10 protein-coding genes are annotated in these 14,639 nt (G+C 36.1%); 6 read left to right on the top strand and 4 right to left on the bottom strand.

From position 1 onward, the window contains the following. Positions 1–14: 14 nt before the first annotated feature. Positions 15–776 (bottom strand): DUF3298 and DUF4163 domain-containing protein, encoded by a 762-nt coding sequence (locus tag DZ858_RS02935; protein WP_117158048.1) that lies wholly within the window; start codon positions 774–776, stop codon positions 15–17. Between the two features lie 132 nt (positions 777–908). On the opposite strand from DZ858_RS02935, the gene DZ858_RS02930 reads away from it, so the two are divergent. Next, positions 909–2,051, top strand: coding sequence for a cystathionine gamma-synthase (locus DZ858_RS02930; protein ID WP_117159496.1), 1,143 nt, complete (start codon positions 909–911; stop codon positions 2,049–2,051). Positions 2,052–2,124: 73 nt separating this feature from the next. Here DZ858_RS02930 and DZ858_RS02925 read toward each other — a convergent pair whose 3' ends face one another. Beyond that, on the bottom strand, positions 2,125–2,925 hold the full coding sequence (locus tag DZ858_RS02925; RefSeq protein WP_117158047.1) for a THC0290_0291 family protein: 801 nt from the start codon (positions 2,923–2,925) through the stop codon (positions 2,125–2,127). Positions 2,926–3,177: 252 nt separating this feature from the next. Between DZ858_RS02925 and gdhA the strand changes: the two genes are divergently transcribed. The 3 genes from gdhA (at position 3,178) to recO (ending at position 7,669) form a co-directional block, all read left to right on the top strand. Continuing rightward, on the top strand, positions 3,178–4,521 hold the full coding sequence (gene gdhA / locus DZ858_RS02920) for an NADP-specific glutamate dehydrogenase (RefSeq protein WP_117158046.1): 1,344 nt from the start codon (positions 3,178–3,180) through the stop codon (positions 4,519–4,521). 131 nt (positions 4,522–4,652) lie between these two features. Continuing rightward, positions 4,653–6,950: a type IX secretion system anionic LPS delivery protein PorZ gene (porZ, locus tag DZ858_RS02915; RefSeq protein ID WP_117158045.1), complete on the top strand. Its 2,298-nt coding sequence runs from the start codon at positions 4,653–4,655 to the stop codon at positions 6,948–6,950. Next, positions 6,950–7,669, top strand: coding sequence for a DNA repair protein RecO (recO, locus tag DZ858_RS02910; protein ID WP_117158044.1), 720 nt, complete (start codon positions 6,950–6,952; stop codon positions 7,667–7,669). The genes porZ and recO overlap by 1 nt, the downstream gene beginning before the upstream one ends. Positions 7,670–7,723: 54 nt before the next feature. Here recO and DZ858_RS02905 read toward each other — a convergent pair whose 3' ends face one another. Beyond that, the gene (locus DZ858_RS02905; RefSeq protein ID WP_117158043.1) at positions 7,724–9,946 is read right to left on the bottom strand and encodes a TonB-dependent receptor; all 2,223 of its coding nucleotides are present in this window, start codon (positions 9,944–9,946) and stop codon (positions 7,724–7,726) included. A gap of 90 nt (positions 9,947–10,036) precedes the next feature. After that, the gene (locus DZ858_RS02900) at positions 10,037–10,456 is read right to left on the bottom strand and encodes a hypothetical protein (protein ID WP_117158042.1); all 420 of its coding nucleotides are present in this window, start codon (positions 10,454–10,456) and stop codon (positions 10,037–10,039) included. A gap of 137 nt (positions 10,457–10,593) precedes the next feature. Here DZ858_RS02900 and uvrC point away from each other — a divergent pair, with 137 nt between their 5' ends. Together uvrC and DZ858_RS02890 are read left to right on the top strand one after the other, a co-directional pair. Beyond that, positions 10,594–12,390: an excinuclease ABC subunit UvrC gene (uvrC, locus tag DZ858_RS02895; RefSeq protein WP_117158041.1), complete on the top strand. Its 1,797-nt coding sequence runs from the start codon at positions 10,594–10,596 to the stop codon at positions 12,388–12,390. Beyond that, positions 12,387–14,624: a patatin-like phospholipase family protein gene (locus DZ858_RS02890; RefSeq protein WP_117158040.1), complete on the top strand. Its 2,238-nt coding sequence runs from the start codon at positions 12,387–12,389 to the stop codon at positions 14,622–14,624. The genes uvrC and DZ858_RS02890 overlap by 4 nt, the downstream gene beginning before the upstream one ends. The last annotated feature ends 15 nt before the right edge of the window (positions 14,625–14,639 follow it).

Below are 14,639 nucleotides of genomic sequence, written 5' to 3'. Positions count from 1 at the left end.
TATACATTTTGAATTTAATCAAGTGAAAAGGTTAGAAACTCTTTGGCTTTTTCTATTGGTATTTTCAGTTCAATAGGACCATCGGCATAGCTAGCAATGTCGTATTGATTATAAACTATAATCACGTCGCTTTCTGTAAACCCGATATTTTCAGGAAGGTAAAATGCTTCATTTTCAAACCAAAAACCCGTTGAGTTTATCGATTCGCTTTCTGAAATAGTATGTTGTTTTCTAAACGCTGTTTCAGCAAAACTTTTAAAATCAGCTATATTATTAAACAAATCTTTTTTCTGAAGTAACTCGCCAGTTTTAGGGTTAAAATTAGCAAAAGTGGTGCTCCCGTAGCCATGGGCACCGCCAGTAAATTTATATTGTTTTTCTTCAACCGAAAGGATTTCAGAGTTTTCAAGATTCCTACGCACCGTAATATCAACTACATATTCGCCTGCCATATCTGGAAATTCTGCCTTATCCCTTCGGTATGTTTTAATGAAGTTTGTTGCCGCTTTTTCCATACTATTGGCAGTTGGTTCTTCTTCCATGGTTTTTAAGGAAGAAAGAATAAATCTCTCTATTTTAGAATTAATATTTTTTGAAACAGCTTCTTCTCCTTCTACCGTAAAATAGTTGATAGTAATTTCAGGACAGTCTCCATTGTTACAGTCGGGGAGGGTTTTTTCAGTGAAACTTTCTGAAGAAAAAGAAAGGGGTTGTTCTTTTTTACAACTTAGTAATGAAAATAGACAGATGCAAATGAGTAAAAATTTGTTATTCATACGTTAAATAATTGATGGGTTTATCTTTCCAAAGGGAAACCAGTATCTTTATTTATCAAAAGTAGTAAGATTAGAGAAAGCAACTCTCAAAATTATATTAAAAGGTTAAAAGCAACAGTATAGATGAAGGATATGAAATTTAATACAAAAGCAATTCACGGGGGACTAAAAGAAATAGATCCAGCTTATGGATCTGTTATGCCTCCTATTTATCAAACTACTACTTACTCGCAAAGTACACCTGGTGGCCATAAGGGTTTTGAGTATTCCCGGAGCGCTAATCCAACAAGAGATGCTTTAGAACGAGCTATTGCTAGTATTGAAAATGGAAACCACGGAATGGCTTTTGGAAGCGGCTTAGCTGCAATTGATGCGGTTCTAAAGTTATTGAAGTCTGGTGATGAGGTGATTTCTACCAACGATTTGTATGGAGGCACGTACCGATTATTCACGTCTATTTTTGAAGATTTCGGGATTAAATTCAAGTTCATCGGGATGGAAAACGCCGAAAAAATAGACGAATACGTTACCGATAAAACAAAACTCATTTGGGTAGAAACACCAACCAACCCAATGATGAACATTATCGATATTAAAAAAGCAGCAGCAGTTGCTAAAAAGCATAATGTTCTCTTAGCAGTAGATAACACTTTTGCGACAGCCTACTTGCAACGTCCTTTAGATTTAGGAGCAGATATTGTAATGCACAGTGCTACTAAATATTTAGGGGGACACAGTGATGTGGTGATGGGTACTTTAGCAGTAAAAGATAAGGAGCTAGCCGATAAATTATACTTTATTCAAAATGCTAGTGGAGCTATCGCTGGGCCACAAGACTGTTTTTTGGTATTACGAGGTTTAAAAACATTACATGTAAGAATGCAGCGCCATTGTGAAAACGGTAAACAGGTAGCAGAATATCTTTCTAACCATCCAAAAATAGAAAATGTATATTGGCCTGGACTAAAAAATCATCCTAATCACGATATTGCTAAAAAACAGATGGACGGTTTTGGAGGGATGATTTCATTTACTACTAAAGGGAATAACTATGAAGAAGCCATTAAAATAGTGGAGAACTTAAACATATTTACCTTAGCAGAAAGTTTAGGAGGCGTAGAAAGCTTAGCTGGACACCCTGCGAGTATGACACATGCTAGCATCCCAAAAGCAGAACGTGAAAAGACGGGAGTTGTAGATTCCCTAATTAGGTTGAGTGTTGGTATTGAAGATGGAGACGATTTGGTTGCCGATCTTAAACAAGCAATTGGATAACAAAAATTGATTTTAGTATAAAAATAAAGCCTGAAACTAACAGTTTCGGACTTTATATAATAAGTGTGTTTCTTTAATCTAAATAGTAAATATACCCTACATTTAACCAGAATATCCAATCATTACTTTTATTTTCGGGAACAGGACGTACTTCATTTTGGTCTATACCTGGGTTTAGACCATCTACCCAATCACTAAAATAATATTGCCAGCGGCTATCGAGCATCAGGTCGCTCAAAGGCGTTAATTTATATCGAACTCCAATACTTCCTACCATAGAGAATGTAGATGCAGCTTCTTGTTGAAATGCGTTTAAATATTTAACAGGGGTGGAAGCAGGTGTGTTTAACGGACCGCGGCTTGATGTAACTTCTGGATTAAAATTGACATAGTGAACACCCAAGCTTACAAAAGGAGCAAGCTTGTAACCTCCGGCAGCAAAATCTCTAATACTAAGAGGGTAATATTCAAGTTGTGAACCAATATCAAAAACAGTTGTAGAAGCTTCCATGGCACGCAACTGTTGTGCAAACTCAGAGTTGTCATCAGGGTCAACCCAACGCCCCATATGTTCCAAGTTGGTTTTATGGTAATCTATCTCATTACGTATTTTAAAATGATCGTTAAAGTAGGTGTCGCGAGTATAACAATTACAATCAGCTCTGTAAGAAAAGTTTAAATAATGCACTAAACCTATACCAAAACCTACGTTTCCTGCATTGGTTTCAAAGTCATTTCGTTGTCCAAAATCTGAATAAAAAGTGACAGGTCCTGTAATTACACCTACCTCGTGAGAGAAGCCAAATTGGCTTAAAACTTCCTGTCTAGCAGAAATTAGTAGTAAAAATACCAATAGTAGATTTCTGGTATTCATTGTCGATTGGGTTTAGTTTGAATCGTAACAAATATATAAAAACATATCTAACAGTGAAATATAATAAAGATATTTAGCTTATTTGTAAAAAATTAACGTCCTTTTTTTATATAACGTTTATATTTGCAATCTAATAACGTAAACAAATTTTTTAAAGTATTTTGAAGCGGTAGAAACTATTTGTAAAAGTTTAAAAATCATCTTCTTATTTTCGAAATACTTTCCTACAAACAATAAAAACCCTTTTCTAAGATGAAACAAAGTATTCAAGATTTCATTTCAAAAGTTGAACAATCCAATCCCAATGAACCTGAATTTATGCAGGCTGTGACTGAAGTTGCAGAAACAGTTATTCCGTTTATAGAAAAAAACGAAAAATACCAAAACAAAATGTTGCTAGAGCGCATGGTAGAGCCAGAGCGCACTATATTATTCAGAGTCCCTTGGATAGATGACAATGGCGACATTCAAGTTAACAAAGGATATCGCGTTGAGTATAACTCTGCGATTGGACCATACAAAGGAGGATTGCGTTTTCACCCTTCAGTAAACCTGAGCATCTTAAAGTTTTTAGGATTTGAGCAAGTTTTTAAAAACAGTCTTACCACGTTGCCAATGGGAGGTGGAAAAGGAGGTTCTAACTTTAACCCGAAAGGGAAAAGTGATAATGAAGTAATGCGTTTTTGTCAAAGTTTTATGACAGAATTGGCTAAACACATTGGTCCAAATACCGATGTTCCTGCAGGAGATATTGGCGTTGGAGGACGTGAAATTGGCTATATGTTTGGTCAATATAAAAGATTACGAAATGAGTTTACCGGGGTTTTAACAGGAAAAGGACGCTCGTACGGAGGATCATTAATCCGTCCAGAAGCAACTGGTTATGGAAACGTGTACTTTGCAAAAAACATGTTAGAAACTAAAGGCGAATCGTTTAAAGGAAAAACGGTTGTAATTTCAGGATCTGGTAATGTAGCGCAATTTGCGGCTCAAAAAGCGATGGAATTTGGTGGTAAAGTAGTTACTTTTTCAGATTCATCAGGTTTTATATATGATTCTGAAGGAATAGATGAAGAAAAACTAGCTTTTGTAATGGAGCTTAAAAATGAACAAAGAGGACGTATTAAAGAATACGTTGATAAATATGCTGGGGCTGAATACCATGAAGGTAAACGTCCTTGGAGCATAAAATGCGATATTGCTTTACCGTGTGCAACTCAAAACGAATTAGATGCTGATGAAGCTAAAACACTAATAGATAACGGTTGTATGTGCGTGGGCGAAGGAGCTAATATGCCTTCTACTCCAGAAGCAATAGAAGTTTTCCAGAAAGCTAAAATATTATTTTCTCCTGGTAAAGCATCAAATGCTGGAGGTGTTGCAACTTCAGGTCTAGAGATGTCTCAAAATTCATTACGTTTAAATTGGACTGCTCAAGAAGTAGACGAAAAACTTCATACAATCATGAACGATATTCATGCAGCTTGCGTTAAATATGGTAAAGATGGCGATGGGTATGTAGATTACGTAAAAGGAGCCAATATTGCAGGATTTGTAAAAGTAGCAGAAGCTATGATGGCTCAAGGAGTGGTGTAATTTCTGAATATCAATATAATCGAAATAGTATAAAGGTTGATGATTTGTATTTCAAATCATCAACCTTTTTTCATTAAAATCCTGCAATAAATAGTATTTTAGCGTGTTATATTTCTGAAAAAGTATTCTCTATGAAGTATGTTGTAACAACTATTCTGTTTTTCATTGTTTTTTCTGGTAGTGCTCAAAATTTTGAAAATTCTTGGTCCGGGTATTTTTCATACACTTCAATCAAGGACATATCTCAAGGAAATGATAAAATATATGCAGCTTCAGAAAATGCTGTATTTACGTACGATTTAAGCACCAACGAAATACAAACAATTTCAACTATTAACGGTCTTTCCGGAGAGCTTATTTCAACCATTCATTATAGTGAAAATCATAATTTATTGGTAATAGGTTATGAAACTGGACTGATAGAGATTGTTCAAGACGGCGAAGAAAACGTATTGACGGTTGTTGATATATTAGACAAACAGGTGATTCCACCGAATCAAAAAAATATTAATTATTTTGATGAATACAACGATCTGCTTTATATTTCAACAGAATACGGTATATCTGTCTATAATTTAGCAACTTTAGAGTTTGGGGACACCTATTTTATTGGTGCCGGAGGAACACAAATAAACATTGCACAAACAACAGTAGCAGAACCCTATATTTTTGCAGCAACTGCTTCCAACGGAATTAAAAGAGCGCTATTGGAAAATGAAAATTTAATCGATTTTCAACAATGGACCACCATACAAAACGGAAATTTTAAAGGGATTCAAAAACTAGGTGCAGAACTCTATGTTGCAAATACTGGAAATACTGTTTTCAACTTTAATCCCAATGGAGGTATAAATTCCGTAGGGAATTTTAATGATATTGTAGATTTTCAAACGTTTAATGATGTGTTGACGATTACAACCACAACATCTATAAATGCTTATACAGAAGGTTTTCAGCAGCAGGCATCTGTAACTTCGGTTCCAGAGTTTGATTATCAGTTACTTTCTGGTTATGCTTTCAATAATGTATTTTACATGGGTACAAGCGAAGATGGTATCTTAGCCGTCCCCTTTGATAGCAACCAAGCTGAACAAATTTTACCCGATGGTCCACTTTTTAATCAAGGGTTTAGCATTGATGCATCTCCTGGACAATTGTGGATGAATTATGGTGATGTTACCGTTACTTTTAACCCTTTTCCATTAACATTTAAAGGAATTAGTAATTTAAGGGAAGGAACCTGGACCAATATATCTTATGAAGAACTTGCTGAAAAATTTAATACTGATGTAAACGATTTGGTAAGGGTAAAAATAAATCCAAATAATTTTGAAGAGGTTTTCATGACATCGTATCAAAAGGGTTTGTTACAAATTATAGAACAGCAGCCAACCACTTTATTTAATGAGACGAATAGTCCGCTCGAGATAACCACTACCTCAGGCGGAGGTGTTGAAGGAATTCGCCTTTTTGGAATGGATTACGACAACCAAGGCAATTTGTGGTTTACACAGTCAAGAATAGCCGAAGGGCTAATAAAACGTACGCCTGAAGGTCAATTTCAACGTGTTGATGTAAGCGATATTGTTAATACAGAGAGTGAATTGGCCTTAACTGAGGTAGTAACAACCTCCCAAGGTTATGTGTTCTTTGGGACCGCTCAAAGCGGCTTGGCTGGTTATGACCAGAACCAAAATAAATTTAACAGAATAACCGAAGGTGAAGGAAATGGAAATTTACCCAGTGTGTATATTCGTGCCTTGGCATTGGACAAACAAAACAGATTGTGGATAGGTACTTTTGAAGGTTTGCGCGTACTTTTCAATACAGGAGGGTTTTTTGAAGAAGATACAAATGTTGAAGCCCAAGAAATAATTATTGTTGAAGACGGTGTGCCGCAAGAACTACTTTTTGAACAATCCATAACACAAATTGTCGTTGACGGCTCAAATAATAAATGGATAGCCACTGGTAATTCCGGCGTTTTTTATGTTTCTCCTAACGGACAAGAAACTCTTTTACGCTTTACAAAGGATAACTCGCCATTGCCATCTAATAACATACAAGATATTGCTATCGATGACTTTAGCGGAGTGGTTTACATTGCAACCAATAAAGGTTTGGTTTCTTATAATGGAACAGCAACAGCGCCACGTGAAAATTTAGATGAGGTCTATGCATATCCCAATCCAGTACGCCCCGAGTTTAAAGGAAATGTAACCATCGATGGGCTCACCGCTAATGCCAATGTAAAAATAACCGATATAGAAGGAAATCTTGTTTTTGAAGAAACAAGCGAGGGTGGTAGTATTTTGTGGGATACCACAGCTTTTGGTAAGTATAAAGTTGCCTCTGGAGTGTATTTGGTGTTAATAAGCACAGAGGATGCCTTGGAAACCAAAGTCGCTAAAATCATGGTTGTCAGGTAATGCTTGTTTCCACCAAAGCGATTGTTGTTTCTTCATTACGCTATTCTGAAGCCGATTTAATTGTGAGCTGTTTTACCGAAGCTGATGGCATGAAAAGCTATATGCTTCGCAATATTTTAAAGTCCAAAAAAGGAAAATTACGTACTTCTTTTTTTCAGCCTTTAACACAGCTTGAACTGGTTGCCAACCATAAAAACAAGGGAACTTTAGAGTATATAAAAGAGGCAAAAATTATCCTGCATTATCAAACCTTGCATAACGATGTTTTTAAATCGTCGCTCGTTATGTTCCTTTCTGAAATACTAAAAAGCACCATTAAAGAAGAAGAAACCAACAACCAACTATTTCAGTTTTTAGCCTATTCCTTTCAGTGGTTGGACTTACATGAAAACTATGCCGATTTTCACATTCTTTTTCTGCTGAAATTATCACAATACTTAGGTTTTTATCCAGACACTTCACATATGGAATATTCATATTTCAATATACAAGAAGGTACATTTGAAAAACAATTTGACGATCATTTTTCAGCAGAAGGCAATGAAGTGGAAGCTTTAAAACAGTTTTTCAATAAAGATTTTAACGATTTAATTGAAATAAAACTCACAAAGAATACACGTACGGCAACATTAAATTTAATGCTTACCTATTATCAATATCATTCGCAAGGGTTTAAAACACCAAGATCATTGGCAGTGTTGCAACAGCTTTTTAATTAAAAAAGCACAGTACTTATAGCACTGTGCTTTTCATAATAAATAATTCTGAAAATTTTAAAAATTAACTGTCACTTTCCCTCGAATAAAAAGAGGCGTTCCCGGTGTAAAATGGATTTCTTCAACTGGGTTAGCTTCATTAAATAAACGACTTTCGGTGGCGAATTGCGTTTCGTTCCATTCGGTATCGAATAGGTTTTCAATAATCACCCCAAAAACTAGGTTTTTATAGGTGTAATTAATGTTGAAATCGGTTACAAAATAGCCCTCTGCCACAATACTGTTGTCTTCATTAGCCGCACGATCCTTGATGTAACGGTAATTCAATCCGCCAGAAAAATCGCCAATATTATCAAAAGCAACACCTCCGGTTGAGGTTAAGTCTGGAGCTAACGGTATGTAATCCTCACCATCTGGAGCTTCAGTGCTTCGGGCATACGTATAATTTACATCACCAAAAAAGTACATCCAGTCGGTAGCTTCATAACGAGCACCAAAATCGACTCCCATTCTACGGGTTTTTCCGCTAGGTTCTACAATGGCAGCATCGCCTACGTACACAAATTCTTGATCTAAGAACAACGTCCAAAGAGCAGTATTCAGGATTAAGTTGTCAGTTACTTTATAAATGGCTCCTACATCGGCTCCGTATGCAGCGGGTAGAATATCTTCCCCGCTATTAGCAACCACTACACGGCTGTCATTGGAATGGAAACCAATTCCTGTTTTTGCAAACAATTGTAATTGACGGTTGGGGCTATAAACAAAGTTTAACTTCGGACTGGCGAAGACTTTGCTTTCACTTTTGTTATCGTATGTTTCCGTTAAGAAATTTTCATAATCGAACTTAAAGTAATCCAAACGTAAGGCAGGATTTATTTTAAAGTCGCCAAAATCAAATTCTGTGTTTACAAATCCGAAGGCATTCATTTGGTCTACATTTCCGAAGGCTAAGCGCTCCAATAATTCATCTCGGTTTTTGGTTCTGGAAAGCTGGACATCATTTACATCGTCATACCGAACGCCACCACCGGCAGTATATTCAAAATCGAAAGCATCTGCTTCCATTTTTTCCGTGTAGGCGGTTTTAAAGCCGAATAGGTTACGGTCTTCTTTTTGTTTTATTTGATCACCATTTACAGGATCTTCTAAAAAAAAAGTAAAGTTAGAATACAATTCAAAATCATAATGAGTCACATAAGCAGTGCTTTTAAGCTTCTGTGTTGGTGAAATTATTTTGGTATGGTTTAAAATTAAGTTGGTACGGCTGGTATTACCGCCTTCGGTATCATCAATAGCACCAAAACGATCTATTAAACCTGCGTCTACAGCGCGTTGGGGAATTTGTCCTGAAGCATCCCATTTACTCTGCAGGTGTGATGCACTTACGCTCACATGCTGATTACCCGGGAGTTGAAAATTAAATTTCCCCATTATATTATAACGGTTAAAGTTTTGAGGGGAATCGTACGGTCCGTCAAAGGTATTTAAGGAAGTCGCAATGTAGGCGTTGCTTTTTTCGGTTTCCAATACCTTGAACATTCCAACGGTTCTAAATGAATTAAAATCACCGTATTCAACCGAAATGGAACTGTTGTCCAATTTGTTTTTAGTTTTAAAATCTACATAACCGGCAGTAGCAAAATCACCTTGTGATGCATAATAAGGGCCTTTACCAAATTCGATATTTTCAATGGTTTCTGGAATTAAAAAGTGGAGGTCGCTATAACCTTGTCCGTGCGCGTGCGATACCATATTAACCGGCATACCATCTACCGAAAGGCTGATGTCTGTACCGTGATCAATATCGAAACCACGAAGGAAAATCTGTTCAGCTTTTCCACCACCGGCGTGTTGGCCAATCATAAGTCCGGGAACTTTCCGTAGAATTTCTTGTGACGATTTTACAGGATTGGTTTTTAAATCAACATCGGTCAATTGGTTTAAGGCATTTACTTGAGGTGTGATAACAATTTGTCCCAAACTTACTGAAGCTTCCTTTAATACAATGCTAAGATTTTCGGTGAAACTTTCAGCAGTAACAGGAATTGTTATGCCTTTGTAACCTAAATGAGAAATAATAAGTTGATCGCCTTCTGTATTACCAGCTATGGTAAAATTTCCGGAAATGTCTGTATGGGTATGTGTGTTTGAGTTTTTGTTGAAAACATAAACGTTTTCAAGTGGTGTATTGTTTTGGGTAACTATTTTACCAGTAATGCTTTGCGATTGCGCAACAACAGAGCATAGTAATAGTGCCCATAATAATATAGGTTTCATAAATTTTAAAATTTTGAATAAATAGATTGTTTCAGACCTGCCCAATATAAGATGGGAAGGAAAAAGTATTTCTGAAACTTGAAAAACGGATTATGAAACCATTACTCTGGGAGGAGGTGTTTGCACAGAAAGAGACGTGCAGTATTTTCCGTAGTGATACGTAAATGTATGTTTTGTTTGGGGTGAGATTACGGGTTTTAATTGAAAGTATTCCTGTGTAATGTGTTTGTCGTACTTTATTTCAAATAAGAGGGCATCTTTATCAGAATTTGTATCGTCTGCAGAAAACAAGTTATTGAAAAAGGCAATCGCTTTATGTTCGTGCGTGTGTTCCTTGTCCAATTCGTGTTCTAAATCATGGTGATGGTTTGCACTAGTGTGCGTTAAAGCATGTGAAAGTTTGTGAAAGCCTTCCGATAACGATTGATGTAACGGAACTATAAGATACAAGACAGCCAGCGATAGTATAAATCGCTTTTTTAAAATTGAAAGAAAGGCTGTGTTAAACATTGAGTTGTGTTAGTTACTATAAAGTACGTAAAGAAAGGCAAGATTGGTTTTATAAATAGTTTTGTTTAACCCTTTCTTAACAAAATTTCGTAAGTTATAGGAAAAGTAAATTACAAAATAGCCACTATCTTTGAACTATGGCAGAAGCTTCGGTACAGCTACAAATTTCTACACTCCCTAACTCTCCTGGGGTGTACCAATATTATGATAAAAACGAAAAGTTGTTATATGTTGGAAAGGCAAAAAATTTAAAGAAAAGAGTCTCCTCTTATTTTACCAAACAGCACGATAATGCCCGTACACGGTTATTGGTAAAAAAAATAAAAACCATAAAGCATATTGTTGTAGCTACCGAAACCGATGCACTATTGCTAGAAAACAACTTAATTAAAAAATACCAGCCTCGCTATAATGTCTTGCTTAAAGATGACAAATCGTATCCGTGGATTTGCATTAAAAAGGAGCGTTTCCCCAGAGTTTTTCCCACCCGACGGTTGATCAAGGACGGCTCGGAATACTTTGGCCCTTATACCAGTATGAAAACGGTACACACCTTACTAGATTTAATTCGAGGGTTGTATCAATTACGAACCTGTAATTACGATTTAGCCGAAGAAAAAATACGAAACGATAAATATAAAGTTTGTTTAGAATATCATTTAGGCAATTGTTTAGGGCCTTGCGAAGGCAAACAAACCGAAGCCGATTATAACGATAATATAGAAGCGATACGAAACATCATTAAAGGAAATTTTAAAGATTCGCTTAATCAGTTTAAAACCCAAATGAAAAAATATGCAGCCGATCTTAAGTTTGAAGATGCACAACGCATAAAAGAAAAGATTGATGTGTTGGAAAATTACCAAGCAAAAAGCACGGTAGTGAATCCAAAAATTAATAATGTCGATGTTTTTTCCATTACTTCAGATGAAAGCTACGGGTATGTAAATTTCCTTCAAATTTCCTTTGGAAGTATTATTCGTTCCCACACCTTAGAGATAAAAAAGAAACTGGACGAAAGCGATAAAGAGTTACTCACGTTAGCTGTAATCGAATTGCGACAGCGTTTTAATTCGCAGTCTAAAGAATTGTATGTACCCTTTAAAATTGAAACTGAAGAAGGTTTGAAAGTACACATACCGAAAGCAGGTGATAAAAAGAAAATCCTGGACCTGTCCCTTCGCAACGCGAAATATTACCGGATGGAGCGATTTAAGCAAGCGAGGATTGTCGATCCCGACCGTCATGAAAACCGAATTATGGCGCAGATGAAAAAAGACCTTCGGTTGAGTGAAGAGCCAAGGCATATTGAATGTTTTGATAATAGTAACATTCAAGGGACAAATCCGGTAGCTGCTTGTGTGGTTTTTAAAAATGGAAAACCTAGTAAAAAGGATTATCGTAAATTTAATATAAAAACAGTGGAAGGTCCGGACGATTTCGCTTCTATGGAAGAAGTAGTCTATCGTCGGTACAAAAGATTAAAAGAAGAAGAGCAACCTTTACCGCAACTTATCATCATAGATGGGGGGAAAGGACAGTTGTCTTCCTCTTTAAAAAGTTTAGATAAATTAGAATTACGCGGAAAGATTGCAATTATTGGTATCGCAAAACGACTAGAAGAACTGTTTTATCCCGATGATCCAATTCCGTTGTATTTAGACAAGAAAAGTGAAACGTTAAAAATAATTCAGCAATTACGAAATGAAGCACACCGGTTTGGAATCACCTTTCACCGTGACAAAAGAAGTAAACAAGCTTTAGATACAGTACTAGAGACTATACCGGGAATAGGAGAGAAAACAGTAATTCAGTTATTGAAACAGTTTAAAAGCACAAAGCGTATAAAAAATGCAAGTTTTGATGAATTAGCAGATGTAGTGGGAACGAGCAGAGCAAAAAAAATAGTCACGCATTTTCAACAAACCAAATGAAGCAGATATTAATCATACTATGCATGTTACTTTCAGGCATTCTTTTTTCTCAAGAGAAAGAGAACCAAGAAGACCTAAAAGTCGGTGTGGTCCTTAGCGGGGGTGGCGCAAAAGGCTTGGCACATATTGGTGCGTTAAAAGTAATTGAAGAAGCAGGTATTCGGGTAGATTACATTGGAGGAACGAGTATGGGGGCGATCGTAGGGGCTTTGTATGCATCGGGGTATTCAGCAAAACAATTAGACTCTATTTTTAATATGGTCGATTTTAATACGTTAATTCAGGATGATATTCCACGAAGTGCTAAAACTTTTTACGAAAAAGATGAATCTGAAAAATACGCCATTAGTTTACCGTTTGATGATTTTAAAGTAGGATTTCCCTCAGGGCTTTCAAAAGGACAGAATGTATATAATCTACTCTCAAAGTTAACCCTTCATGTGAGTGATATTGAAGATTTTAGTAAACTTCCTATTCCATTTTTTTGTGTGGCCACCAATGTGGAAACTGGTAAAGAAGTGTTATTAGACAAAGGGTATTTACCTAGAGCCATTACCGCAAGTGGAGCCTTGCCTTCTTTATTTTCACCAGTAATAATAAACGATACGGTCATGGTCGATGGTGGTGTGGTTAACAATTATCCAGTAGATGAGGTGCGAAATAAAGGGGCAGATATTGTAATTGGTGTAGATGTTCAAGACAGTTTGAAAGGCCGAAAAATGCTAAAATCGGCATTTGATGTATTGGTACAAATAAATAATTATCGCACCATCGAAGATATGGCAGAGAAAAGAGGGCGGACGGATATTTATATTAATCCGAATATTAAAGACTTTTCGGTGGTTTCATTTAATGATGGAAAAAAAATAATCGAATCAGGAGAGATTGAAGCTAATAGGTTAAGAGATCAATTAGATAGTGTGGCTTCTCGTCAAAAAACACATAAAAAGCAAAAGGTAGATTTTTTCAGTAAAAACTCCATTTTTATTCAATCGGTTAGTATTAAAGGTAACGAAAATTATACCCGCGCATATGTTTTAGGAAAACTAAAACTAAAAGTGCCTGCAAAAATAAGCTATGACCGTTTTAACGAAGGAGTTAACAATCTATCGGCGACAGGCAATTTTCAAGATATAAATTATCGATTGGAGACTAATGAAGATAATACCTATGACCTTATTTTTAATTTACGGGAAAACGAATCTAAAATGCTGATGCGTTTGGGCGCTCATTATGACGATTTATACGGCACAGCAGCATTAATGAATGTAACTCGAAAAAGAATATTTACCAATAACGATATTGCTTCATTAGATTTTGTGGTAGGTGATAACATTAGGTACGATTTCAACTATTATATTGACAAAGGATTTTACTGGAGCATTGGTTTAAATTCTCAGTATACTTTTTTTGATAAAGATGTAGACATTGATTTCCTTTCTCCAGAATTACCCCCGGAAGAAAATTCACAAATAAATAAATTAGAGCTCGAGTATAGTGATTTAACCAATCGTATATTCGTAGAAACACTTTTTAGAAGAAGTTTTTTGTTAGGTGCGGGAATAGAGCATAAATGGTTGCGATATCTTTCTGAAACCATAGGTATTGATGAAGACGGTATTCCTCGAACTGTTTTTGAAAGTACAAACTATTTTAGCACATACGGATACCTTCGTTACGATACGTTTAACAATAGCTTTTTCCCGAATGATGGATTTTACTTCAATGGAGATTTTCATTTATATATTTTGGGCGAGGGCAGAAACACAGGTTTCGATCAGTTTTCAATCGCTCAAGCAAAAGTTGGCTATGCACAGTCTTTTTCAAGCAAACTTTCGGCAGTGATTACCACAGAAGGCGGTTTTAAAATAGGGGATGATTCAACTCACTCATTAGATTTTTTCTTAGGCGGATATGGATATAGACCTATAAATAATATAAAACAATTTTATGGGTATGAAGGTTTGAGCCTTCGTGGCGACACCTATTTAAAATCTTCTTTGACGTTAGATTATGAATTTTTTAGAAAAAACCACATCAACATAGCAGTTAATATTGCCAATGTAGGCGATGATCTTTTAACCGATGGAAAATGGATAGACGGCATTGACTATAGTGGTTTTGCTTTAGGGTATGGTATGGAAACCTTTTTAGGTCCCCTTGAAGTGAAATGGGCTTTTTCGCCGGAACGGGATGAAAGCGAATGGCATATTGCAGCAGGGTTTAGGTTTTAGCATAACCTTAAAACG

The organism is Marixanthomonas ophiurae (assembly GCF_003413745.1).
Classification (GTDB): Bacteria; Bacteroidota; Bacteroidia; order Flavobacteriales; family Flavobacteriaceae; genus Marixanthomonas; species Marixanthomonas ophiurae.
Note: the sequence above shows the minus strand (reverse complement) of the source record. Positions and strands in the feature narration are given on the sequence as shown.